The sequence below is a fragment of the Acinetobacter sp. ANC 3832 genome (assembly GCF_002135415.1).
Classification (GTDB): Bacteria; Pseudomonadota; Gammaproteobacteria; order Pseudomonadales; family Moraxellaceae; genus Acinetobacter.
This window is the reverse complement of sequence record NZ_NEGJ01000005.1, coordinates 77,816-103,279: the sequence shown is the minus strand read 5'-3', so window position 1 is coordinate 103,279 and position 25,464 is coordinate 77,816. Positions and strand designations below refer to the sequence as shown.

General features: G+C 35.4%; 18 protein-coding genes and 1 tRNA gene. 6 read left to right on the top strand and 13 right to left on the bottom strand.

Features of this window, described 5'->3' with window-relative positions; all coding sequences use genetic code 11:
• Nucleotides 1-12: 12 nt before the first annotated feature.
• The gene (locus tag B9T35_RS08660) at nt 13-909 is read left to right on the top strand and encodes an alpha/beta fold hydrolase (RefSeq protein ID WP_086190724.1); all 897 of its coding nucleotides are present in this window, start codon (nt 13-15) and stop codon (nt 907-909) included.
• 56 nt (nt 910-965) lie between these two features.
• Here the strand turns inward: B9T35_RS08660 and gltP are convergent, their stop codons facing one another.
• The 5 genes from gltP to B9T35_RS08635 all read right to left on the bottom strand — a co-directional run bounded on the left by gltP (nt 966) and on the right by B9T35_RS08635 (nt 7,569).
• Nucleotides 966-2,261 (bottom strand): glutamate/aspartate:proton symporter GltP, encoded by a 1,296-nt coding sequence (gene gltP, locus B9T35_RS08655; RefSeq protein WP_086190723.1) that lies wholly within the window; start codon nt 2,259-2,261, stop codon nt 966-968.
• A 279-nt stretch (nt 2,262-2,540) separates the two neighbouring features.
• Complete coding sequence (locus B9T35_RS08650) at nt 2,541-3,686, bottom strand: ABC transporter permease (protein WP_086190722.1); 1,146 nt, start codon at nt 3,684-3,686, stop codon at nt 2,541-2,543.
• On the bottom strand, nt 3,679-4,824 hold the full coding sequence (locus tag B9T35_RS08645) for an ABC transporter permease (protein ID WP_086190721.1): 1,146 nt from the start codon (nt 4,822-4,824) through the stop codon (nt 3,679-3,681). Before B9T35_RS08645 ends, B9T35_RS08650 begins: the two co-directional genes overlap by 8 nt.
• Entirely contained in the window at nt 4,824-6,059 is a 1,236-nt protein-coding gene (locus B9T35_RS08640) for an HlyD family secretion protein (protein ID WP_416202430.1), read from the bottom strand. The genes B9T35_RS08645 and B9T35_RS08640 overlap by 1 nt, the downstream gene beginning before the upstream one ends.
• A gap of 16 nt (nt 6,060-6,075) precedes the next feature.
• Complete coding sequence (locus B9T35_RS08635) at nt 6,076-7,569, bottom strand: TolC family protein (protein WP_086190720.1); 1,494 nt, start codon at nt 7,567-7,569, stop codon at nt 6,076-6,078.
• 506 nt (nt 7,570-8,075) lie between these two features.
• Here B9T35_RS08635 and serC point away from each other — a divergent pair.
• Nucleotides 8,076-9,155 carry a 3-phosphoserine/phosphohydroxythreonine transaminase gene (serC, locus tag B9T35_RS08630; protein WP_086190719.1) on the top strand — a complete coding sequence of 360 codons (1,080 nt, stop codon included), beginning with the start codon at nt 8,076-8,078 and terminating at the stop codon, nt 9,153-9,155.
• 1,015 nt (nt 9,156-10,170) lie between these two features.
• Here the strand turns inward: serC and B9T35_RS08625 are convergent.
• The 4 genes from B9T35_RS08625 to pyrC all read right to left on the bottom strand — a co-directional run bounded on the left by B9T35_RS08625 (nt 10,171) and on the right by pyrC (nt 13,161).
• Nucleotides 10,171-11,103, bottom strand: a complete 933-nt coding sequence (locus tag B9T35_RS08625) for a hypothetical protein (RefSeq protein ID WP_086190718.1) — start codon at nt 11,101-11,103, stop codon at nt 10,171-10,173.
• 284 nt (nt 11,104-11,387) lie between these two features.
• Nucleotides 11,388-11,463 (bottom strand) — tRNA-Glu (locus B9T35_RS08620).
• Nucleotides 11,464-11,482: 19 nt separating this feature from the next.
• Nucleotides 11,483-12,142, bottom strand: coding sequence for a ribonuclease T (rnt, locus tag B9T35_RS08615; RefSeq protein ID WP_086190717.1), 660 nt, complete (start codon nt 12,140-12,142; stop codon nt 11,483-11,485).
• Nucleotides 12,127-13,161 carry a dihydroorotase gene (pyrC, locus tag B9T35_RS08610; RefSeq protein ID WP_086190716.1) on the bottom strand — a complete coding sequence of 345 codons (1,035 nt, stop codon included), beginning with the start codon at nt 13,159-13,161 and terminating at the stop codon, nt 12,127-12,129. Before pyrC ends, rnt begins: the two co-directional genes overlap by 16 nt.
• 618 nt (nt 13,162-13,779) lie before the next feature.
• Here pyrC and B9T35_RS08605 point away from each other — a divergent pair.
• The 4 genes from B9T35_RS08605 to B9T35_RS08590 all read left to right on the top strand — a co-directional run bounded on the left by B9T35_RS08605 (nt 13,780) and on the right by B9T35_RS08590 (nt 17,727).
• Nucleotides 13,780-14,769 carry a L,D-transpeptidase family protein gene (locus B9T35_RS08605; protein WP_416202432.1) on the top strand — a complete coding sequence of 330 codons (990 nt, stop codon included), beginning with the start codon at nt 13,780-13,782 and terminating at the stop codon, nt 14,767-14,769.
• 306 nt (nt 14,770-15,075) lie between these two features.
• Nucleotides 15,076-16,173, top strand: a complete 1,098-nt coding sequence (locus B9T35_RS08600) for a 4-phosphoerythronate dehydrogenase (RefSeq protein ID WP_086190714.1) — start codon at nt 15,076-15,078, stop codon at nt 16,171-16,173.
• A gap of 23 nt (nt 16,174-16,196) precedes the next feature.
• Entirely contained in the window at nt 16,197-17,174 is a 978-nt protein-coding gene (gene epmA / locus B9T35_RS08595) for an EF-P lysine aminoacylase EpmA (protein WP_265733440.1), read from the top strand.
• An 82-nt stretch (nt 17,175-17,256) separates the two neighbouring features.
• Complete coding sequence (locus B9T35_RS08590) at nt 17,257-17,727, top strand: hypothetical protein (protein ID WP_086190712.1); 471 nt, start codon at nt 17,257-17,259, stop codon at nt 17,725-17,727.
• 238 nt (nt 17,728-17,965) lie between these two features.
• On the opposite strand, the gene B9T35_RS08585 is transcribed toward B9T35_RS08590, so the two are convergent.
• The 4 genes from B9T35_RS08585 to B9T35_RS08570 all read right to left on the bottom strand — a co-directional run bounded on the left by B9T35_RS08585 (nt 17,966) and on the right by B9T35_RS08570 (nt 25,448).
• On the bottom strand, nt 17,966-19,207 hold the full coding sequence (locus tag B9T35_RS08585) for a multifunctional CCA addition/repair protein (protein ID WP_086190711.1): 1,242 nt from the start codon (nt 19,205-19,207) through the stop codon (nt 17,966-17,968).
• Nucleotides 19,208-19,303: 96 nt separating this feature from the next.
• Complete coding sequence (locus tag B9T35_RS08580; protein WP_086190710.1) at nt 19,304-21,583, bottom strand: NADP-dependent malic enzyme; 2,280 nt, start codon at nt 21,581-21,583, stop codon at nt 19,304-19,306.
• A gap of 139 nt (nt 21,584-21,722) precedes the next feature.
• A complete protein-coding gene (locus B9T35_RS08575) occupies nt 21,723-24,050 on the bottom strand; it encodes an EAL domain-containing protein (RefSeq protein WP_228147109.1) in 2,328 nt (775 codons plus the stop codon).
• 681 nt (nt 24,051-24,731) lie between these two features.
• A complete protein-coding gene (locus tag B9T35_RS08570) occupies nt 24,732-25,448 on the bottom strand; it encodes a 16S rRNA (uracil(1498)-N(3))-methyltransferase (protein WP_086190708.1) in 717 nt (238 codons plus the stop codon).
• Between the last annotated feature and the right edge of the window lie 16 nt (nt 25,449-25,464).

Sequence of the window (25,464 nt, the reverse complement as noted above, 5' to 3'; positions counted from 1 at the left end):
TGGATATCAATAATGAATAGTATCAATATAGTAAAAACCACAACCTATGTGAACTCAAAAGATATTTGCCTTGCTGTATATCATTGGGGTGAAATTGATCATGAGCGAGAAACGATTGTATTGATTCATGGTTACCCTGATTCTGCTGAGGTATGGGAAGCGATTGCTCAATTCCTCAAAGATGATTTTAATGTAGTGGCTTATGATGTGAGAGGGACAGGGTTATCTGATATTCCTGTAGATAAAAAAGAGTACGCATTTAGCTATTTGGTTGAAGATTTAAGCAGTGTGATTAATTCAGTCAGTCCAAATAAAGCTGTACATCTTGTGGGTCATGATTGGGGAGCATTACAGGCTTGGGAAGCTGTGTTGGATGATCCGCTTAAAATTCAAATTAAGTCTTATACGGCAATGACACCAAGTATAGATCATGTCGGTTGGTGGTTTAAGCGCCAGTGGCAAAGTGGAACATTACAAGGTTATCGCAATGTAATTCAGCGATTAGCAGGTTCGAGTTATATGGCCATATTACAAATTCCCGTTTTACCTGAACTGACTTGGTTTGCTGGTTTATCTTATATTTGGCCGAAATTTGTGGGGAAAATGGAGAAAGTCACTGTCCAAGCCAATGCTAAGCAATTGCGTAATGCCACCGGTGGCTTAGGATTGTATCGACAGAATTTACAAAAGGGTTTACTTCATCCGAGTACCCGAAAAACAACTATTCCTGTGAATATGTTGATGATGACCAAGGATCCTTTTGTACCTGCTTATTTATGTGAAGGAATGCAGGAATGGGCAAGCGATCTTAGTTATAGTGAGGTCAAAGCAGGGCATTGGGGGATTCTAAGTCAACCGAATAAGATTGCTAAAAATATTAAGCAGTATGTTGAACAGCAAAGCAAATGAATTAAAAAAGGAAGCACTATGCTTCCTTTTTTATTCGGCTATTTTGAGATTATGTATTACAAAGCATTGTGCGCTTTAATATCATAATTTTTTTGCTTTTCAGTATCGAATTTACCTTCCCATTTACTGATCACAAGCACCGCCAAAGCATTACCAATAACATTTAATACAGTACGTGCCATATCTAAAATACGGTCAATACCAGCAATAAATGCAAGTCCTTCTAATGGAATACCCACGCTACCTAAGGTTGCTAACAAAACAACAAAAGAAACGCCAGGCACACCCGCAATCCCTTTAGAGGTAATCATTAAGGTTAAAACCAAAACAATTTGCTGCGTAATACTCAAATCAATGCCATATAACTGTGCAATGAAAATTGCAGCAATACTTTGGTACAACGTAGATCCATCAAGATTGAATGAATAACCAATTGGAATTACGAAACTGGTAATGGATTTAGGCGCGCCATAAGCTTCCATTTTTTCCATCATACGTGGTAATACAGTTTCTGAGCTTGCCGTTGAATAGGCTAAAATCAATTCATCTTTTAAGATTTTGATAATTGTCCAAATGCTGAAACCACAGAATTTGGCAACACAACCCAGTACGATAAAAATAAAGAACAGAATTGTGCCGTAAACCAATAAAGCCAGTTTAAGCAATGGAAGCAATGAACTGAATCCGAAATTTGCGACAGTTGCAGCGATTAAACCAAATACACCAAAAGGTGCAAACATCATAATCATGTGTGTCACTTTAAACATGGTTTCAGAAACAGCTTTTAACACATCAATCAGTGGCTGTTTAGTTTCTTTCGCAAGTGAACCTAAACCAACACCAAAAATTACGGCAAAGAAAATAATGGGTAACATATGCCCATCATTCATTGCAGAAAAAATATTCGATGGAATAAGTGACAGTATGGTATTCACCAAACCATGCGCTTGGTGACTGACTTCTTGCGAAGTTTGTTGGTATTGTGAAATATCAGAAGTGGTTAACTTTGACATGTCAATTCCAGCACCAGGCTGGAATACATTGGCAGCAACTAGACCAACAATAATGGCGATTGTGGTAATAATTTCAAAATAAACAATGGTTTTAAAACCAAGTTTACCGACACTTTTACTGTCACCTGCATTAGCAATACCTAAAATTAGCATTGAAAGTACAAGTGGAATCACAATCATCTTAATAAGATTGATAAAAATCTTACCGAGGGGTTGGAGGAAGTTGTGAACAATATCATCACGGAATTCAGGAGAGTTGTGTAGAAATGCTCCGACCAGAATACCTAAAAAAAGCGCAATTACAATTTGCCATGCTAGGCTAATTTTGATTTTCTTCATGCTAAGCCTTTTGAATTCAGATTTTGGCGAAATAAGGTTTTTTCAATTTTCGATACACGCTAAGTCGTAACATTCATTCAAATGTGGGAGACATGAGAATGTTACTTAATGTATTGAGGGTTTAGAACGGCGATGATTTTGCATCTATTTAAGTGAAGTCAGCTAACTTTTTTATGTAATCTATGTTTGATTGGTTAAAGTTATTTCAGTTTAAGTTAATTATTCGATGGCGATATTAAGATTAATTTATTATTTGAATAAAAGTTATAGATTTATCAACTATTTTTTATATGAGTATTTTAAACGGAAATATCCCCAAACCAATAAAATACTCGCCAAAGTGGCTAAATAAATTAATTTTGGAATAATGAGGTCTGTAGGTACACCCATTTGATTGAGCTGAATAAATAGATTAATTCCCTGTGTAGATGGGAAAATTTCAGCGAAATATTGCATCCATGTTGGCATTGCTTGAATAGGCCAAGCTGTACCTGAAAGTAAAAATAAGGGAATAGAGGTAAATACAATCAGATGTCCAGCACGTTCTGAAATATCTAAATAGCTGGCTAAGACCATCGCCATACTAATCACACAACTGATATAGATGGGAACTGCAATCAACATCCCCCAAAAGTTTCCACCCCGTGGATAATCATTCAACCAATAGGTAAAGCCAAAAAGGTAATAACAGCCTAAACAACCAATGGTTAAAGCTGCAAAAAATATTCCCCAAAATTCAGCAGTTTTAGCTCGCCAAGGTTGTCCATCATTGTGTTGTTCACGATAACCGGCAAGCAGCATGCATAAACCTAAAACAATGGTTTGATGAATAATTAAAGGTGCAATCGCAGGAAAAATATAACTGCCATATCCTGAAAGGGTATTGAATAAAGGAATTTGATGAATGGGAATCGAAGGGTGAAAATGCGAAATTTTTCCAAAACGTGCAGCTTGTTCAGCAATCGAGTTTTCAACTGAGGTTGTGATACCTAAACCGATTTGTTTGGTTTTAAGAAAATAGGCTGCACTTAAATACAAACCAATCCCGCCCGTTTCACCTCGTGCAATACTATTCGATAAGTTTTCGGGGAGGAAAAGAATGCCGTCTGCTTTTTGTTCTTGAACCATTCGCTTGGCATCTTCAAAATTGCCAGTGACTTGCTGAATTCTGACGTTGGGGCTTTTTGCGACTTGGGTAATAATGTTATTGCTGAGAAGACTTTGTTCTTCATCGACAATCACAATGGGCAAGGCTTCAGCTTGTTGTGCTTTATACGCAGTTGGATAAAAAAAACTATAGAAAAATACCGACAATACCATTGTGGTCAAAATTGAAGAATTTGATGCAATATTTTTAAAAGTTTGGAAATAGTATTTTATTAAATCTGTTAAAAATATTTTTGATCGTTTAAAAAAATCAGACATGGATGTCTCCTTGAACTGATTGCATCCATCGTTTTTTGAGTAATAAGGAAGATACGCAATAATAAAAAATACAGTACATCAATAATATGCCAAGTGGAATCAGTGAAATATAGGCAGGGCTTCCAACCACCCATTGTTCCGTTTGTAATTTAGCATAAGGTGTATAAGGAATGATATTCGCCCAAAATTTGGTAAAAATAGGCGCATTATTCAAGGGCAAAGTGACCCCTGCAAAACTTAGTGATGAACCGCCATAGACGGCAATAAAACCAAATGTTTTAGATAAATTTTGTGTGGCTAAAACAACGGTGCTACTGATAAAGGCATAAGCTGAATATAAAAAGAATTGTCCAAGTAGAATCATCCACAAACTACCGGCAACAAACCATCCACGAGTGATAATCAACCAGAACATCCAAGCCCATGTCCAAAAACAAAAGATTAAGATATAAACAAGATTTTTTGCGAGTAAGGCTTTAGAGGCAGATTCGCCATCTACCCAATTTTGTACAGAACCATATTTGATTTCTTGACCAACAGCAAAGGCGACACAGCAACAGAGTAATAAGTGCAAAATTGCAGGAATCATAAAAGGCTCTAAATAGAACTCATAACTTAAATTCGGATTATAGAGTGGCGAAATTTTGACATTTGCAGTGGATAGATCGAGATAAGGAATCGTATTTTCAAAATAGGAGTTTTTTGCAAAATCAGCAATACCTTCTAAGGTGGAAACCATCATGGCAGAAGATATACTATTGCCAATACTGAAATATGACTGATTAAAGGCAATACTGATTTGAGCATCTTTGGCTTGAACCAAGCGTTGTTCTGCACCATTTGGAATGAGTACATAACCCCAAATTTTGGTTTGATTGAGTAATTTTTCGACCTCATCCTGACTTTCAGAAACCGTGTAAATACTGACTGTTGTGTTATGGCTTAAGTATTTTTCAATATTTTGACTCAACTCGCTTTGGTCTTGATCAATAATGGCAATGGGTAAATGTTCTGCTTTACCTGAATAAAACATGCTGCTAAAAAGAACGATAATAAAGAGAGGGGCAAGTGTGACTAAGCACAAATCCCATTTATGTGTAAGTAAATATCGAAGTTCTCGTAACATGCAGGCAAGCATTATTCTTTGCTCTCTTGCAGTTTAAAAATCACACTCATACCGACTTTTAAATCTTTCAACTCGTCAGCAGGGGCGAGTTTGACTTTAAAGCTACGAATGTCATAGCCACCCGTTTGTCGAGTTGTTTTGATGGTTGCAAAATCACCTTCAGCATCAATGTTTTTAATGTTAAATGGTACTATTTTATTGAGCGCAGGAATAAATCCATCTAATGCCTTAGCTTGATAAACTTGAGCATATTGATCTTCTCGAACATTCAAACTGATCCACATTTCATCATCTTGGATTAAGCTGACAACAGGTACTCCAGTGACAACAAGTTCAGAAGGTTTCCCATATATTTTAGAAACAGTACCATTAATTGGTGAGACCAGTTTTGTTTCAGTTTCTAAAGCATTGGCTTCTGCTACGGCTGCCTTAGCAATGGTCACTTGCGCATCCGCCGTAGATTTTTGTTCTGTGGTGCTACCACGTTTGGCACGCGCATATTGTTGATAGGCAGCTTCAGTCAGTTGGCTTGCAGATTGTGCGGCTGCATGCATTTCATCACGTCTTTGTCGTGAAATAACACCCTGATTAAATAACGTAGCCCCACGTTGATAGGTTATATTGGCTAAATTTTCTTGTGCTTTCATACTTTGCCAATTTGCATAAAGCGTAGCAATATTTTCTTGTTGTGACCCTCTGTCTGCTGTGGACTGTAACGCAAGTGCCGATTGAAGCATGGCTAAAGCTTGTTGTTTTTTCGCCTCAATTTCGGGACTGCTTAAACGTACCAAAGCTTGTCCTTTTTTTACTTTCTGGCCATCTTGTACAAAGATTTCTTCAATGCGACTAGGCACTTTGGTACTGATGTGAATCGTTTCTGCTTCGACACGTCCTTGAACATCCACAGTTTTAGGTTGATAACTTTTCCATAAACCAAAAGCAATGAGCCCTAAAAGAGCAATCAAAATGATCAGCCCAATTACAATAAATGCTTTTTTCTTAGCTTTGGATTGATTGGATGATGTATCGGTAGCAGTATTTTTTTCTTGGTTTTTTAAAGAGAGTGGCTCATCAGCTTTAGGTTGCTCCGAATTTTGCATATCTACTGATGGTTGGGTTTCATTTTGATTTGCAGAAATACTGGTCTGTTTCAAGTCAGTATTATTCACAGAATTACTTTGATCATCCTGTGGACTGTCGTTTTGCTCATCCGTTTGTTGAGGCATTTGATCTTTATCTTGATTCATTTCATTTCCCCATCCATTAACGAATAAAGTCGGTATTATTTTGACTGACATAGTTTTTAAACTGATCGATAGAACCATGGCTTTGTAATAATGTTGCCAATGACATGACATATTTGTAGGCATTCATCGCCATTTCAGTTTTTAAAGCATTCATTTGATTTTGAGCATCAATCACTTGCGTTGCTGTGCCCATATCTTCTTTAAAAGAAAGTTGTTGGATTCTTAAATTTTCCTGTGCTGCTTTCTCATTTTGACGTAAAAGTTGTTGATTGTTTTGTGCAGAATGCATTTCACTATACGATTTATAGATTAAATTTTCGATTTCCTGCTGCGTTCGTGCAGTGATAAGCTCTGTTGCATAGCGCTGTAATTCAGCCGCTTGTATGTTTTTGTTTTTATCAATGCCTGAAAATAAGTTATACCGAGCAACCACCCCAACAATCCAATTTTGCTTATCATCTAAACTATATTCACCAAAGGCAAAAAGATTCGGTTTTTTTGCTGCATTTTGAATTTTGATATTTTCATCGGCTAAGCGTGTATCCATTCGCATTTTACGAATGAGGCTGGATGTTTCTGGGTAGGATGCCAATAAATCATTGATCGATTGGCTTTGTTGATTATTCACAAACAAAGGTGTTGTGAGCTGATCAACCGATTGTTTATGGAGTAGATTTTGTAGTTGAAATTGACTAGCTTGCAAATTAACTTCAGAGCTTTGAGAGGCACGTTGTGCATTATTTCGAACCACCTCAAATTGCATACGTTGTCCTTTACTGATGAATCCTTGTCGTTCCAATTTTAGGGCATTGTCATAATGTTGTTGCATTGCAGATAAGTTAAAATTACTCGCATTTAATAATTGTTTTTGCAGTTGTACATTAAAATAAGCTTGAATGATTTCAAAGCGTTGTATATCTTGTTGTTGTTTACTGTCCAATTGGCTGCGTTCAGATTTGATATTGGCCAGTTGTTTGGTTGAAGTGGTAACACCCCCTGTATAAAGTGGCATCAGAACAGAAATAGTCGGAGTGATGACTTCATCTTCCAATACCACATTGGCTGTGTCTGGAAATAAACCAATGCCACTATGAATAGTTTGAGTCAAACCTTGTTTTAAGGGATCAGCAATACCTGATGGAATATTCTGTTCAGATTGCCATTGATTGACTTTATCATTGACACCTTGTGACAGTGTCTTTTCTAAATTACCTTTAAAAGAATCCAGTGGAATATCTGTTTCACTATGAAATTTATAAGCACGGACATTGAGATCAACACGTGGTAAACCAATGCCTTTAACAGCTTCGGCTTGTAGTTTTGAGGCTTGATTTAAAGCCTGACTGGCTTGTGAGCTATATGAGTTTTGTAGAATATATTGTTCAGCTTCAGCATAACTGAGATTTTCAGCAAATATACCTTGTGTAAAGCATGACAAAAAACTCATGAAAGTGATGAGTTGGATAGAATGAGGCAATGCTTTTCGCGTGTTATTGGTTTTAAATTTCATCTGCAAAATCATCAGCATTTGTCTAAATTTAAAACCATTCTAACCTTGATTCACTAGAATAAATAATCTAATCATAAAGTTACACTGTGTGGTTTTTGTAGCTTAGTTTTTTTATTTTTTATTTTTTCTTTAGTTGTAAATACGGAATATAGAAAAGTATGGAGGAAAAACTATTAAACTGTGTGAATATTTTTCTTTGAAAATAAGGCAACATTCTTAATAGTGTAAATTCACCTGAAAGAAGGATAGCATATAAATTTTATAGCAATTTTAGTGATGAGCCAGAATCCACAGAGTTCCGTAAATGATTAAATTGCGAAAATGAGTTAAATTGTAATGAATAATCAAATAGAAAAATATTGAAACATTCAACTTTTGTTATTGAAAACTCAGCTCTAAACCTATAATCACATTGAAAGTTTGACTGACAAAGCTACTGCAAGAACCATCAAATTGTGGTTAAATGCGCCTATTTCATTCGTTTCACTTTCATAAAGGGAAAACTCATGCGCGCGTACAATTTCTGTGCTGGTCCTGCTGCATTACCTACTGCCGTTTTAGAAAAAGCTCAACAAGAGATGTTGGATTGGCATGGTAAAGGTTTATCCATTATGGAAATGAGTCATCGTAGTAAAGACTATGTGGCTGTGGCTGAAAAAGCGGAAGCAGATTTGCGTCAGTTAATGAACATTCCAGAAAACTACAAAGTACTGTTTTTACAAGGCGGTGCTTCACTTCAGTTTTCTGCAATTCCATTAAACCTTTTGGGTAAAAATAACAAAGCTGATTATATCCATACAGGAATTTGGTCAGAAAAATCGACCAAAGAAGCACAACGCTACGGTGATATTAATATCATTGAAGCAGGTACAAAAATTGATGGCAAACTTGCGATCAGTGCGCAAAGTGAATGGAATTTATCTAAAGATGCTGCTTATGTGCATTATGCAGATAACGAAACCATTGGTGGTATTCAATTTGCAGGTATTCCACAAGTTGAAGCACCTTTAGTCTCAGATTTATCATCAAGTATTTTATCTGCACCATTAGATGTATCTAAATTTGGTTTAATTTATGCAGGTGCGCAAAAAAATATTGGTCCTGCAGGGTTAACGCTAGTGATTGTTCGTGATGATTTATTAGATCAAGCGAAACCTGAAATTCCAAGTTTATTACAATATGGCTCACAAGCTAAAAATGAATCAATGGTAAATACACCAGCAACGTATGCCTGGTATTTATCAGGTCTTGTGTTTGAATGGTTACTTGAACAGGGGGGTGTAGAAGTCATGCATCAGCGTAACTTAGAAAAAGCAAAATTGCTTTATGGTTATATTGATTCAAGTGACTTTTATGCAAATCCAATATTTGAAGCAAACCGTTCGATCATGAATGTGCCATTTACTTTGGCTGATGATAATTTAGACAAATTATTCTTGAAAGAAGCTGAAGAAAATCATTTGCTTAATCTTGCAGGTCACCGTTCAGTCGGTGGTATGCGTGCAAGTATTTACAATGCTGTCCCATTAGAAGGTGTACAAGCGCTTGTAAACTTTATGGACGATTTTGCAAATAATCATGGTTAAGCCATTTATTTGAATGTAAAAAAATCCTCGAAAGAGGATTTTTTTTGGATTTAATTTTAAAATGACATGGGTTTTATTAAGACGAAATTAAACTGTTGGGAATATTCCCAAATAATGAAAAATCATAGCGGTTAGAAACATACCTAAGAAAAAAAAGCAAAACGCTCCTTTATCTAAACGTAAGCGAAAACCACGATCTTCATTTATCAGACTGGTTGATTGTTCAGGTATAATTTTCATTACTGAGCCTGGATTTTAAAATTATTGTTAAATCCTATAAGGTTTCTATTTTTAACATAATCGATTGGTTAAATAAAGCACTAATTTACATTAATATAAAATTTATCATTGAGTGAGTGATTTTACCCACTTGTATTTTTGAATTCAAAAAAGATAAATTAATATAAAGCTGTGGATAAAATATAGGCATATATAATATAATAAAAATATGATTTATTCATTCATTTTGATTATCTAAAAGAAAAACAATGAATTAGTACTTTTATTGTGCTATTTACTTTTTAAATATAAATCAATTTTTAACCTAAAGACTTATTTTGAATTTAAAAAATAAAAATGAGACGATTAAAAATGTTCATAATAATATCGAAATTAGATACAGAATAAATCTAAATGAATGAGAATTAAACTAGATAAATAGGCAATGAATCAAGTAGATCAATTTCCGTTATAAGTTTTTTTAGTTTCATTGGATAAAAAATATGCTTCAACTTATAGCGTAATAATGTTTAGTTTAAGATTAAAATCTTAAAAAAATTCTGAGATAAAACTTTTAATATGCCTATCTAAGGAAAGAGGTAATGAATTTTTTATGCGTATGTAGAACATCGAATGAAGTGAAAACTTTATAGATCAAAAAAAAGTATGATAAAAATCAAGTATTGAGTTTTTATAGCTCGTAAAATAACATCAAAAAAAGACATCTTAGATAAATGAGTTAGACTCACTCTATCTAAGATGCTGAAGGATTGAATATAAATTTAATTAAAAATAATCATTTATCTTGGCAATAAACATTGGCTTGAATCCAGATGTTGCCACGAATATATTGACCAATTTCAAAGTTTTTGAAAGCTTCATTTTTTGTGGTAATACGAATAAGTGTTGCAGGTTGATTTTCTTCTAAGATCAGTGTTACATCATAAACAGTATAATCTTGTTGCATAAACTGCATTTGAGTTTTACCTACCACCTTACCTTGGAACCATGCTTCGTCTTCTTGTCCAATGGTTTCACCATAAAGGTAAGCAACCATTTTAGAAAAATCGACAGTGACTGGCGCTTTATCATCTTCTGACTTTGGTTCCCAAGCTTCAATTAATTCTTGAAGATTGTCAGGTGTAACGCCGTTATGCTCAAAGAGAATATCGTTTAATGCGCGATGGTGTTTGATTGATGCAGGATCATCAACAATAATTTGCTCTTGATCTGAAACTTTTTCAAGTTCATAAGCCCAAGCACTAAATTGTACTTTATAAGTTTGATCTTTTTGATATTGGGTGTGATTCACCGCATAAAGGCTATCAAAAGCATAGACAGTACTGTTCGGGCTTAATTGTAGTGCTAAAACGGCTTGTGTGTTTGATTCACAGGTAATAATACGTTCAATGGTTGCATTGACTGAATAAGGACTATCAAAAATTGGAAAGGCCGTTTTTACTGCTTTAGGTTTGCCATCTTCTACAGCAATGACTTGAGCAAGTTTAATGGCTGAATTCTCAGGACCTTGAATGAGCCAAACTTTCTCATCCATATCACATTCTTGTTCGCATAAGCCCATAGGCATAACAGGAGCATCTAAAGCCTGACCTAACCATTTCGGGACTTCAGTTGTAGGATTGTCAGTCAGTAGACTCCAATGTTCTACATGGCTACCAAAGTTCTGATCATCGATGGTCATTATTTCAGGTTTATTTTGATTGTTCATATGCTCAGTTATAAATTAGGTTCATTCAATATATTAAATCGAGGATGATTGTGATATTTCAAGTCCCGAAATGTAAATTAACCATTTAAAGCAAATATTTATCATTAAATGCTCAAAGTTAGCGCCACATGATGCAGTAAAGCAGAAAATATCGGCTGATTAAGTGAGCAAATAGGAACGGTGAGTGATGATATAAATAGATAATGGGGGTATGAGTAGAGAAAAAATAATTCTAGATGAAAAATGAATATTTTTATTTTAGATTTAAACAGCAGAAAAGAATATGGCGACCCTACGGGGATTCGAACCCCGGTTACCGCCGTGAAAGGGCGATGTCCTAGGCCTCTAGACGATAGGGTCGTTAGAAGATGGCGGTATCTTATTGATCCGCCAGCAAAGTGTCAAGTAGGTGAGGTGCGAGTTTGTTCAAAATATAGCAAAACAGTTCCGCAGTCTTTTGAGTATCGTATAAAGCAGAGTGTGCTTCTTTACCATCAAACTCAATTCCAGCCTGAATACATGATTTTGCTAATACAGTTTGTCCAAACATCACAGCACTTAAAGTCACGGTATCAAACACTGAAAAGCTATGAAAAGGATTCTGATTTTTCGTGCCTGTACGTGCAATCGCTGCTTTTACAAAACCGAGATCAAAATGCGCATTATGTCCCACCAATACAGCATGTGTGCATTGTTGTTGCTTACGGACTTCATTGACAGCTTTAAACATCCGTTTTAATGCAGACTTCTCATCTTCAGCCATTGCAACACGCATCGGATTAAACGGATCGATCCCAATGAAATCTAAAGATCGTCTATCTAAATTCGCACCCGGAAAAGGATTGATATGCGCATGATGTGCTTCACCAGGAACAAATTTCCCTTCAGCATCATAGATAATTGGAATGCATGCTATTTCGAGCAAAGCATCCGTATCTGCATTAAAACCTGCTGTTTCAACATCAACAACGACGGGTAAAAAACCACGAAAGCGTTGACTGATGACAGGTTGTATTTCAGTTGTCACACTTTTCTCCAATGAATGGTTTTTCCAGCATACAGTGGGATAATTTTTTCACCATTCAAATAATCTAGACTTTCAGGAATCACCTGATCTTCTTTCACTAAAGTAATGGTATTGGTATTTCGTGGTAAACCATAGAAGTCTGCACCAAAATGGCTTGCAAAGCCTTCTAAGCGCTCAATACGATTGGCTTGATCAAATGCTTGGGCATACAGTTCAATCGCTGTAGGAGCACTATAGCAACCTGCACAGCCACATGCATTTTCTTTTGCATCTTTAGAGTGTGGCGCACTGTCTGTCCCTAAGAAAAATTTAGGGCTTCCACTGGTTGCAACTTCTAAAAGTGTCTGTTGATGCGTTTGACGTTTTAAAATAGGCAAGCAGTAAAAATGCGGCTTGATTCCACCCACCAACATGTCATTGCGATTAAACAATAAATGTTGCGGTGTAATCGTTGCTGCAACATTACGATCTTGTTCTAACACAAAATGAGCAGCTTCACTGGTGGTAATATGTTCTAAAACCAATTTAAGTTTCGGAAATTGTCTTAACAGTGGTGCAAGTACTTCATCAAGGAAGCGCTTTTCACGATCAAAAATATCAACATGATTATGTGTTACTTCACCATGTAGTAAAAGTGGAACTTGGTGTTCTTCCAATTGCTCAATCACAGCATAAACTTTACGAATGTCACTGACACCATTATCCGAGTTGGTTGTTGCACCAGCAGGATAAAGTTTAATGGCATTAACATGTTCAGAAGCTTTAATTTTACGCACTTCATCTGGTGAAGTTTGATCGGTAAAATAAAGTACCATACGTGGGTCGAAAGCAACGCCTTCAGGAACGTGCGAAAGAATGCGTTCACGGTATGCATTTGCTTCTTCAACTGTTTTAACAGGAGGAACAAGATTTGGCATACAGATTGCGCGAGCAAATTGATTTGCTAAATCTGGAACAGTACGTTGAAGTGCGAGTCCATCACGGAGATGCGCGTGCCAGTCATCAGGCTGAAGCAAAGTAATCGTATTCAAGGCAATTCTGACTAAAAAATAAAGTAGATAATAATCGATTAAGCAGAAAAATGATAACCGCTATTTTAAATAAAGAATTTTAATTAAATGAAGAAAAACAAACAATAAGTACGAATTTTCATCATTTTGTAGAGCTTCTGATGATAATACTAGATAATTCATAACCTTAATTTTTAAATATTTGTTTTATAAGAAATATATATGGCTCTATTGTTCAATAATATTTGTCTGATAAAATTTTATAGAACATTTATTCTGTTTTTAAATAAATATAATTTGAACTATTGCACATTTAGTATTAAAAATGTTAAAAGAAGCGAATTGATCATGTAGTATCTCAGACTGAATTATTTTATTGTTTTTGATGTAATTTTAGTCGGTTGGTGTTTTTAATATTAAATAAAAATTATTTTAAGATATTTAATTCATTTCAACACGGTTCAGCATTCAATTTTATTGGGTAAATGAAAATTATGACTATAAAATCAAAATGATGCTTTTAATATGCTAAAATTTTGTTTTTTATCATTAATTTTATAAAGAAAACTAAATTTAGAGATATTCAGAGAGTTTTGTATGGGTCAAGTTTTACCAAAAGCTATTTTTGCCATCTGTGTTATGTTCGCAAGTTTACAGATTCAGGCACAGTCAAATTCAGTTACTCCAGCAGAAAAAAAAGAAAATGTTGCAGCACAACCAATAAAGCAAAATTGGACGCTTGAAAGTTTAAATAAAGCCAATTGGACTGTGAATCTTGGGCGAGGGCAATTTCCTGTTTATGCTCGTGCACAAGTTATGTTGAATAATTTACATGCTTCACCTGGTCCTATCGATGCAAAAAGTGGTAAGAATTTTTTAAAAGCACTTTCTGCATATCAACAAATGCATGGTTTTGTACCAACAGGAGAGTTGACTCAGCAGACATGGAACAGTTTGCTGTCTCAACAAAAAGCAGATGCATTTGGTACATATAGTATTACAGCTCAAGATATTAAAGGACCGTATGCGAAAAGCATTCCACGTAATTATGCTTTGCAAGCCAAAATGCCTGGTTTGTATTACACGCGTATCACAGAAATGTTAGGTGAAAAATTTCATATTGATGAAGAGTTTTTACGTCAATTAAATCCGAAAGTGAATTTTCAAAAAGTCGGTGAAAAAATTATTGTACCCATTGTGCGTAATGAATTACCTGAAGATGTTGCATTGATCATTGCACATAAGAGTGCAAGACAATTATATTTATTCAATTCACAAAATCATTTAATTGCTTCTTTCCCTGCAACGATTGGTGGCTCTGATACACCTTCTCCAAAGGGCACACATAAAGTGGTTAAGGTTGCGCCAAATCCATATTATGGTTATTCGCCAAAGAACTTTGTACAAGGTGGGAATAAGAAACCGTTGGTTTTACCGCCGGGACCAAATGGCCCAGTAGGTAATATCTGGATTGCACTGAGTAAACCATCATTTGGTATTCATGGAACTCCAAATCCGTCTTTAATCTCTAAAACGGCATCACATGGTTGTATTCGTCTAACCAATTGGGATGCAAATGATTTAGGAAGAAAAGTAAAACAGGGTGTTGTAGTTAAATTTATTGAATAATCGGTGCTTTAGGTAATGCTTTTTTATTTTTAGTGTTAGTAGAGTAAAAGGGTTTTAAGTAGTCATGCAAGATGTCTGATTTTCAAATGTATTAAAAATTGGAAGCTTTATTAAATTTAAACAAAATTTTTTAAAGTTTAGAGGATGACTTCTTTTTATTTTCACTTATTTGAATCATTTTTCATTGAGCAATTGATAAATTAAATGTGTTGATTGATGCCTTTAAAATATCCAATAAATTGATCATGCATAGTTATCATTCTGGCAAAGCGTTATCATAGTTTAATCACAGTATGGGATTGAGTTATGAAAATCGTCGCAGATGAAAATCTGGCATTTACAGATTATTTCTTTTCAGCATTTGGAGAAATATATCATGCAGCAGGGCGGACATTAACTAATGCAGATGTTCAAGATGCAGAGGCATTACTGATCAGATCAGTTACTCAAATCAATGAACAACTCATTCAAAATACCTCGCTTAAATTTGTAGGCAGTGCAACCATTGGTACAGATCATTTAGATATTCCAGCTTTAGAAAAACATAATATTGCGTGGTCAAATGCGGCGGGTTGTAATGCACAGGCAGTCGCTGAATATGTGATTACTGCATTATTACATCTCAATCCAAAACTGATTAATCAAAGCTCAGATCAGCAATTCACTTTAGGTATTATTGGTTTAGGGAATGTAGGTTCTCGCTTAGCGTATATGGCAAAGCTTCTGGGCTGGAATGTGATTGGCTATGATCCATTTGTACAACGTGAAAATATTCAGCAAGTTGAATTAGAACAATTATTATCAACGGCTGATGCAATTAGCATACATGTTCCATTGACTAAAATAGATAAAGATTCAAACAGCGATTCAGCCAATCAGCCAACGTATCATCTGGTTAATGCCCAAGCTTTAGCAATGATGAAACCTGAAGCAATTTTGATTAATTCTGCGCGTGGTGCTGTGGTAGAAGAAGCTGCTTTAATTGCAGATATTCAAAAAACACACCGCAAAGTGGTCTTGGATGTCTTTGAACATGAGCCTGAGATTTCAGAAGAACTACTGAATTTAATCAGTTTAGTCACACCACATATCGCAGGCTATAGTTTGGAAGGTAAAGCACGTGGTACACAAATGATTTACGATGCTTTTTGCAAAACCTTTGATTTTGAAGCGGATAAAAAATTTGAAACACAATTACCTGTGTGCGAACAGTATTTTGAAAATAAAGCATTAAAACTGGTTTTACAGCAATATCTTACTCAGATTTATAATATTGCACAGGATGATGCCAATTTACGTGCTTGTTTAAAAGACGGAAAAGTTGATCAAAAAGCCTTTGATTACTTACGTAAAACATATCCTCTACGTCGTGAATGGGCCGCACATGGAGGTCCAAAAGCGTGAGTATAGATCAGAATATTCAGACTATTCAGACTATAAATTATCAACCTACGTGTGATATTTCAGCTTTAAAAGCACGTGCGAAAATGTATGCACAAATCCGTCAATTTTTTGCAGAGCGTGATGTTCTGGAAGTTGAAACACCTGTGCTTTCTCAGGCGGGTGTGACCGATGTACATCTGGCTTCTGTGCAAGCTTTACGGCATATGGGTGGAAAGCAACGAACACATTATTTACAAACATCGCCTGAATTTCCCATGAAGCGTTTATTGGCAAGTGGGAGTGGTGCGATTTATCAAATCTGTAAAGTTTTTCGGGATAATGAACATGGTCGTAAACACAATAGCGAATTTACCATGTTGGAATGGTATCAACCTGACCTAAGCCTGAAAGATTTAATGCTTGAAGTCACTGATTTGTTGAATATTGTTTTAGCAACAAGATTTGGTGAAGTTCGCCCAACGATTTATAGTTATAAGCAGGCTTTTCAGGATCGTCTGGATATTAATCCACTGCAAGCGACACTTAAGGAGTTGAAAGATACATCACATCGTGTTGGATTAAATATTGATCTAGGTAATGATCGTTTAGCTTATATGGATTTACTATTTTCACATATGGTTGAGCCCAGTCTAGGTTTTGATACCCCAGTGTTTTTAACAGATTTCCCACCTGAAATGGCTTCTTTGGCTAAAACTCGAATAGATGAAGATGGAGAATTAGTTGCAGCTCGTTTTGAACTTTATATAGAAGGTTTAGAGCTTGCCAATGCCTATGATGAATTGATCGATGCTGAAGTGCTTCGTGGGCGTTTTGAAGCAGATAACGCAGAGCGTGAAAAGCTTGGCTTACATGTGATGCCGATTGACGAGTATTTACTTGCTGCTATGCCAAATATGCCTGAATGTTCGGGAATTGCTTTAGGTATTGATCGTTTGTTGATGGTTGTTCAAAACCAAATGAAGTTGGAAAAAGTGCTGAGTTTTACAGCAGATGTGTCGTGATTTAATGAATGAAAACATGTCTGATTGATGAAATCGGGCATGTTTATTTAAAATAATAATGATGATGTGTAGGATAAAAAGAATGAAACCTTATTTTATTCAAGATGATGATGGAAATTACCTGAACCCGAATTATTTGTTTCATATTCAAGTTATTCGATATTGCAATTTAGGTTCATTGCTTGCATTTCATGCGATCAAAAAAGCAAAAACCTATGAAGATTTAGGAAGTACAAAATATATTGATACACCTGATGTTTATCAGTGGATGAAAAATTTTCATAAAAAAAATCCACATTTTGAAGAAGAGCACAATAGCTATGATTGTGAAAATTTAAATGTAAGAAGTTTTAAAATATCTGATCTACTGCATGCAGAAATACATACATCATTAGATATTGATAAAATTTCGCACATTAACTCTATTTATGAAAACGATATATTTCAGTATTTTGAAATTGTGTATATTGATTTCGATCAACCTGTAATAAAAGGATTTAAGTCAGAAGAGTTAGCACAGGCTTGGATTGAAGAAAACTTTACAATTATTTAAAAATGAATTTTGAATAAAAATAAGTGGTCTATATAAATTAAACATTGTAATAAACTCCCTATACTTTACATAAAGCAGGTTTTGTAAGATTTTTATTATATGTTTACTTCAATTGCAGCAGTTAGCACTGAGGGTATTTTCAAAAGTTGATATTGTTTTACTCTTTGAATCTAATGGTTTTAATTATGAAAATGGAGATTTATAGTTAGAATCCTCCCATTTCTGAGAGGAATTATAATTAAGTGATTTGCTCAGGCTGAGTATATTTCTGTTTAAAGTCAGCAATCGCTTCAATCCGTTTCTGAATTAGCATTTCACCAATATCAGGTCCAGTGATTTCAGGTGGTAAGTCAGAGGCTTTAATATTCCGAACGGTTTGCATGACATCTAAAAGATACTGTGCTTGAGGATATTCACGATCTTCCAATCCTAAACGTCCGCGAGCATCACATTCACAAGCTTGTACAAAAGCTTCAACTCGTTCAGGACGACGCAATACATCTAAGCGTTGTAGTAAACGCCATACAGTGCCTGCTTTTAAGGTAAAGGCTTGATGGCATTTTAGATGTTCTTTACATACAGCCAATGCTAGTTGCTTGGTTTGAGTTGGAACTTTTAGACGGTCACATACTTCAGTTACAGGCGCAATACCACGTTCTTCATGCATGATATGACGGGGTAATTCATCTTTCGGAGTCAGTGCCTTACCTAAGTCATGTACCAATACTGCAAAACGTACATCTAAAGAGTAATTGGCCTTACACGCTTGTTGCAATGACATTAAAGTATGAATACCACAATCAATTTCAGGATGATATTCAGGGCGTTGTGGTACACCAAAAAGCGCATCAATTTCAGGGAATAGAATTTTTAACGCATGACATTGACGTAAAACATCAAAGTAAACATCTGCACGATCTTCCATTAAAGCACGAGAAGTTTCCTTCCACACACGTTCAGGTGTGAGTGCTTGCAATTCACCTGATTCAGCTAATTTTTGCATCAAAGCAAGGGTTTCATCTGCAATTGTAAAACCATATTGATGGTAGCGTGCTGCAAAACGAGCCACGCGAAGTACACGTAAAGGATCTTCAGCAAAAGCATCTGAAACATGACGTAGTAATTTTTTTTCTAGGTCTTTTTGTCCATGGTAAGGATCATAAACTTGACCTGAATCATCCATTGCCATCGCATTAATGGTCAAGTCACGACGAATGAGATCTTCTTCTAAGCTGACATTTGGATCAGTAAAAAACTCAAAACCATGATAGCCATGTCCTGACTTACGTTCAGTACGGGCAAGTGCATATTCTTCTTTTGTTTTGGGATGCAAAAAAACAGGAAAATCTTTACCCACAGGTTGATAACCTTGAGCAAGGAGTTGTTCTGGTGTTGCACCGACAACAACATAATCTTTTTCGTGATAGGGGTGTCCGAGTAAATGATCTCTGACAGCACCGCCTACTAAATAAACTTGCATGAAAAAACCTCTATTCTTCAAGCAATCATGCTACAGAATAGAGGTTTTCTCAAGTAAAGAACTTTAGCTTTTACTAAAGATTTTTACATTTGCATATTACATTGCGTCTTGTTCATCTTGCTGAATTTCAGCAACGGTTAAAGCAGTCATATTGACCACACGACGAGTTGTTGCCGTAGGCGTTAAAATATGAACAGGTTTAGCAGCACCGAGTAAAATAGGACCAATCGTCACATTATTACCAGATGTTGATTTCAACAAGTTAAATGAAATATTAGCAGCATCCAAATTCGGCATAATCAATAGATTTGCAGAACCTTTGAAACGTGAGTTTGGGAATGCAAAATGACGAATATTTTCATCAAGTGCAGCATCACCATGCATTTCACCTTCAACTTCTAATTCAGGTGCAATTTCACTTAATATCTCAAAGACTTTGCGCATTTTTTGTGCGCTAGGATCATTTTGATCTGAACCAAAACTAGAATGTGAAAGTAATGCAACACGTGGTGTCATACCAAAACGACGAACTTCTTCAGCAGCCAAAATAGTCATTTCCGCCAATTGTTCAGCAGTTGGATTGGTATTTACATATGTGTCCGCAATAAATAAATTGCGATCTTCTAGCATTAAAGCATTCAATGTAAAGAAGTTGTTACGACCTTCTTTTAAGCCAATCACATTACGAACAAAGTCTAAATGAATGTCATAGCTTGCATAAGTACCGCATAACATACCATCTGCTTTACCGAATTTAACCAACATCGCGGCAATTAAAGTAGAACGACGGCGTGTTTCACGTTGTGCATACTCAGGTGTTACACCTTTACGCTGCATCGTATTGTAGTAATCATCTGCAAACATTTCATAATCAGGGTTATTTTCTTGATCTACGATGGTGATATTGACACCATGTTCAAGGCGTAAGCCTAATTTTTTAATGTTAGATTCAATAACTGCAGTACGACCCACCAAGATCGGAAGTGCTAAACCTTCATCAACAGCAATTTGAACACCACGAAGTACACGTAAATCTTCACCTTCAGCGTAGGCAATACGTTTAGGGTTCGATTTTGCTTGAGCAAAAATAGGCTTCATCATTAATGCCGAGTTATAAACAAACTCAGACAAGCGTTGACGATATACAGAGAAGTCTTCAATTGGACGTGTTGCTACACCTGAATCCATAGCAGCTTGTGCAACAGCAGGTGCGATTTCAAGGATTAAGCGTTGATCTAATGGACGTGGAATTAAATAGTCACGACCAAATGAGGCAGATTTTTCACCATAAGTCGCTGCATCTGCTTCAATATGTGCCATACGTGCAATTGCATGTACACAAGCAATTTTCATATCTTCATTGATTGTTGTTGCACCGACATCAAGTGCGCCACGGAAGATATAAGGGAAGCAAAGTGCATTATTCACTTGGTTTGGATAATCCGAACGACCTGTCGCCATGATGACATCAGGGCGAACTTCATGTGCATGTTCAGGTAAAATTTCAGGATCTGGATTTGCCAAAGCGAAAATAATCGGATCAGTTGCCATCACCTTAACCATTTCTTTGGTTAAAATACCTGCGGCAGAAAGACCCAAGAACATATCAGCATCTGCGATTACATCAGCAAGTTGCGAACCTTCAATATCTTGCACATAACGTTTTTTAGACTCATCTAAGCCTTCACGTTTAGTTGTTAATAAACCACGTGAGTCAGCAACGATAATATTCTCTTTTTTGGCACCAATTGCACAGAGTAAATCTAAACAAGAAAGAGCAGCCGCACCCGCACCTGAAGCGACAATTTTGATTTCATCAATTTTTTTGCCGTTTAATTGCAAAGCATTTAATAATGCTGAGCCAACAATGATCGAAGTACCATGTTGATCATCATGGAACACAGGAATATTCATGCGTTCACGAAGTTTTTGTTCAATATAAAAACATTCTGGCGCTTTGATATCTTCTAAGTTGATCCCACCAAAAGTAGGTTCAAGTGCAGCAATAATATCAACAATTTTATCTGGATCATTTTCAGCAATTTCGATGTCAAATACATCAACGCCTGCGAACTTTTTAAATAGAACGCCTTTACCTTCCATCACAGGTTTAGACGCCAATGGACCAATATTACCTAAACCTAAAACGGCTGTACCATTGGTAATGACTGCAACTAAGTTACCACGTGCAGTATAAAGCGCGGCTTTTGAAGGGTCTTTTTCTATTTCTAAACAAGGGGCTGCAACACCAGGTGAGTAAGCAAGTGCTAAATCATGTTGATTGACCAGTTGCTTACTTGGAGTAACACTGATTTTCCCTGGGGTTGGAAATTCGTGGTAGTAGAGGGCTTGCTGTTTTAAAGATTGATCATCCATCTGAATCTCGATTGTTACAATGTGCCAATGAGCTTGGCAGTTTTGGCTAAATTTTCTTGAATATATCATTTGTTGAGCAATACGGACAGTCAAAAAGTCGTTTTTTGAACAAACTTAATAGAGAAAAATGAAGCGTAGACTAAATATCGACAGGTTTATATTTATTTAAGTAAGCTGTACTTTCTAGTGCTGTAAGGGGTTTAGAAAAATAGAAACCTTGGATCAGATAACAACCACGATTTTCTAAAAAATGAATTTGCTCTAAAGTTTCTACACCTTCAGCAACCAGTGTTAGCCCAATGGCTTTACCCAGTGCAATAATGGCATGAACAATGGCTTCATCTTTTTCTTGACCAATTTTAGAGATAAATGCTTTATCAATTTTCAAAGTATCAATCGGATAACTGGTTAAATAGGCGAGAGATGAATAGCCTGTACCAAAATCATCCAATGAGATTAAAATATTACGTTGTTTAATTTGCTCTAAAAGATCAAGAACATAGTCTGTTTTATCTAGTAAAGATGATTCAGTCAATTCGAGTTCTAACATGTGTCCTGAAACATCATTCTGTGACAAGGCAGCATCAATATCCTCTAACAGTTGACCACGATAAATTTGTTGAGCAACGATATTGACAGAAACACGAATATGATTAAATCCTAACTCTTGCCAAATTTTGATTTGTTTGCAGGTTTCAAACAGTACAAATTGACCAATGTCTGTAATTAAACTGGTTTCTTCAGCCAAAGGGATAAACATATCCGGTGCAATGAGGCCAAGTTCAGGATGATTCCATCGAATCAATGCTTCAAATCCATACACTCTTCTGGCTTTTAAGCATATTTTAGGTTGGTAAAAAACTACTAACTCATTATTTTTAATTGCTTTTCTGAGATCACTTTCTAAGTTAATGCCACGATTGAGCAATTGTGTTGAATGGTCACTATAAAAGTGAAAAGTATTTCCACCTAAGTTTTTTGCTTCTGCAAGTGCAAGTTCAGCTAGACTATTTAAGCTTTCAATTTGTCTGCCATGTTCTGGAAATACGGCAATACCAATCGATATAGCAATGGTTTGCTCTTGCCCATTAATGGTAAATGGCATTTTAAATGCTTTAAGGATTTTTTTTGCATGTAAATGCGCTGTAAAACTACTATTATTTAAATTATAGATAATGGCAAAGTCATCATTATTTAAATATGAAATTAATAAAGCATCTGCGCAACTTTGACGTAATCTAAGTGAAACCTGTTTTAAAAGTTCATCACCTGCATGACTACTTAAAAATTCATTAAATGAACGAAATCTGTCTATATTAATTCTAAAAATAGCAAAATGTTTTAAGGCATGTGCTGTGTTTGTAATATAATGATGTAGTTGTAAATTAAAATAAAAACGATTTGGTAAGTCAGTAAGTGCATCATAATTTTCTAAATAAGACAAACGTTGTTCTTGTTTAATACGTTCCGTTAAATCCGTTAATATACCAACATAGTTAATAATTTTATTCTTATCATCGGTAATGGCATTAATGTGTGCCCAAAAAGTCAGTTTTTTACCTGACAAAAACTCTTCATATACTTCTCCTTCATATTCACCATTCAAAATTAACTGTTGTGCCACATTCACTTGTGTTTGATTAATTTCATTTTGATGGCTTACTGTAATATCAAATAAATGCTTACCAATGAGTTGATCCTGAGTAAAACCAATAAGCTCTTCAAAAAAAGGATTCACTTCTAAATAACATAAGTTTTTATCTAAGATAAAGACACCTTGAGCAACTTGATCAAAGACTGTTGCTGCAAGTTTAAGTTGTTCTTCATCATTTTTTTCTTTATGAATATCTCGGTGAATACCGACCATGCGGAGTGGTTTTTTGCTATGCGGATGTCGTGCAATCACTCTACCGATATCTTGAATCCAAAGCCATTCACCATCTTGTTTAATTCGATACGTTGCTTCAAAACGATCGGTGAAGCCACGAAGATGTTTACGCATCAAATCTTTGTAAATATTCAAATCATCTGGGTGAATGTAAGAGCTGAAATGGACTTCTTTTTCATCAAATTGTTTTGAATCTTGTTCTGATTGCTCATTTGAAAAAACAACTGTTCTTTTTTCAATATTCCATAACCAAGAATGTATACCTGCTGTTTCATGTGCAAAAGCTAAATTGGCTTGATGGTTTTCTAGGCGATCATTAATTTGTTTAATATCAAAAGTGCGTTCTTTGACTTTTTGTTCTAACAATTGGTTATTTAACTGTAATTCATTTCTAATCTCTTGAGTTTTTCCTATTTCTTCTTGTAGTTTTAATTGTAATGTACTTGATGCCACTAAATGTGACTGAGATTGTTGTAATAATTGTGCATTTTTAAAATTGAGTAAATCGAGATTGTTATAGATTTTATGTGAAGCATAAGCACTAAAAAATAATAAAGAAAACCAAACAATAAATAACATACTATAAATTTCATTGGTATTTTGTGGAAATAAAAATGAAATAGCAAATATAGGAAATGAAGAGGGTAAAAAAATAAAAATATAATAAGAGAATTTTTGGCTTAAATGGCTAATTGCCATGACATAACAAAAACTTAATAGAAGGCTTGAAAGTAAAAAAGAATAGAAAGGGGTTGGTATATTTTTCATTATGCTGAGTTCATAATTCAGAATATATACACCTATTGCCAATAAGCAACCAAGCGTTAAGCAAAAGAACTGAAATATTTTATTAAAATCATACGCAAGATGTTCTTTATAATGATTAATAATCCACGTAATGATAAAACAAGAGCTAATTAGAAATAAACTTGTAGCGACAAACCATAAGTTAAAAAGATGTGAGGTGGTATTAAATAAATAAAAATAAAGGATAACATCACAAAAGCATGTAAATAAAGCCCATACTAAAAACATGCGCAAATGGTATGCGACATTTTTTATTTGTAATCCGGATACGCCATGATAAAGAGGCTCTTCCTGAACATCAATCATAGAGAGTGGCACCCATACCAAATGTTATAAGTTATTAGAATAATTGATTGAAATCTACTTTAAATCGGGTGTAAAAACTATCGATTCAGCATCTTTGTAAGGTACTTTTTTTTAAAGATTAAATCAATATATGTTACACAATTATCATTATTTTTGATTAATGTGATTTAATATGGACAAGGCAACCACGGGTGCAGTTTCTGTTCTCAAAACACGATGACCAATACACCAATTAATAAAACCGACTTTGTTTGCATCATGAATTTCAGTGTCACTTAATCCACCTTCTGGACCAATCAATAGTACAAAGTCAGTACTTGCATGTTCAAATATATTCACTTGTTCTTTATTGGGCGCAAGAACCAGTTTCGTGGTCGGTAATTCGGTGGCTAACCAATCTTGTAGTGAAATGGGTGGCAGTATTTTGGGTACTTTATTCATCCCACATTGTTCACACGCCGCAATAGCAATTCCTTGCCAATGGTCAATTTTCTTTTGGTCACGATCATACTTTAAACGCATTTCACAGCGTTCTGAAGTTAAAAGTTGAATGTTGGATACACCGAGTTCCACCGCTTTTTGAATTGCATAATCCATACGGTCACCTTTACTCATTACTTGACCGAGTAATGTGCTAAAAGCAGGGGTACGGTTATCAGCATTAAAATTTTGGATGGCAACCATTGCAGACTTTTTATTGACTACTGTGAGTTTCGCTTGGTATTCACCACCTTGTCCATTAAATAAAGTTGCACTTTCCCCGACTTGAGCACGTAATACTTTCACCCAATGATGAAATACGGTTTCAGTTAATTCTACATGCGTATCAACAGCTAAATCAGCTTCAATAAAAAAACGTGGCATGTGGTATTACTCTCAA

Coding starts and splice junctions, on each gene's coding strand:
- B9T35_RS08660 (WP_086190724.1), top strand. CDS start 13: ATGAATAGTATCAATATAGTAAAAACCACAACCTATGTGAACTCAAAA.
- gltP (WP_086190723.1), bottom strand. CDS start 2,261: ATGAAGAAAATCAAAATTAGCCTAGCATGGCAAATTGTAATTGCGCTT.
- B9T35_RS08650 (WP_086190722.1), bottom strand. CDS start 3,686: ATGTCTGATTTTTTTAAACGATCAAAAATATTTTTAACAGATTTAATA.
- B9T35_RS08645 (WP_086190721.1), bottom strand. CDS start 4,824: ATGCTTGCCTGCATGTTACGAGAACTTCGATATTTACTTACACATAAA.
- B9T35_RS08640 (WP_416202430.1), bottom strand. CDS start 6,059: ATGAATCAAGATAAAGATCAAATGCCTCAACAAACGGATGAGCAAAAC.
- B9T35_RS08635 (WP_086190720.1), bottom strand. CDS start 7,569: ATGAAATTTAAAACCAATAACACGCGAAAAGCATTGCCTCATTCTATC.
- serC (WP_086190719.1), top strand. CDS start 8,076: ATGCGCGCGTACAATTTCTGTGCTGGTCCTGCTGCATTACCTACTGCC.
- B9T35_RS08625 (WP_086190718.1), bottom strand. CDS start 11,103: ATGAACAATCAAAATAAACCTGAAATAATGACCATCGATGATCAGAAC.
- B9T35_RS08605 (WP_416202432.1), top strand. CDS start 13,780: ATGTTCGCAAGTTTACAGATTCAGGCACAGTCAAATTCAGTTACTCCA.
- B9T35_RS08600 (WP_086190714.1), top strand. CDS start 15,076: ATGAAAATCGTCGCAGATGAAAATCTGGCATTTACAGATTATTTCTTT.
- B9T35_RS08590 (WP_086190712.1), top strand. CDS start 17,257: ATGAAACCTTATTTTATTCAAGATGATGATGGAAATTACCTGAACCCG.
- B9T35_RS08585 (WP_086190711.1), bottom strand. CDS start 19,207: ATGCAAGTTTATTTAGTAGGCGGTGCTGTCAGAGATCATTTACTCGGA.
- B9T35_RS08580 (WP_086190710.1), bottom strand. CDS start 21,583: ATGGATGATCAATCTTTAAAACAGCAAGCCCTCTACTACCACGAATTT.
- B9T35_RS08575 (WP_228147109.1), bottom strand. CDS start 24,050: ATGTTATTTATTGTTTGGTTTTCTTTATTATTTTTTAGTGCTTATGCT.
- B9T35_RS08570 (WP_086190708.1), bottom strand. CDS start 25,448: ATGCCACGTTTTTTTATTGAAGCTGATTTAGCTGTTGATACGCATGTA.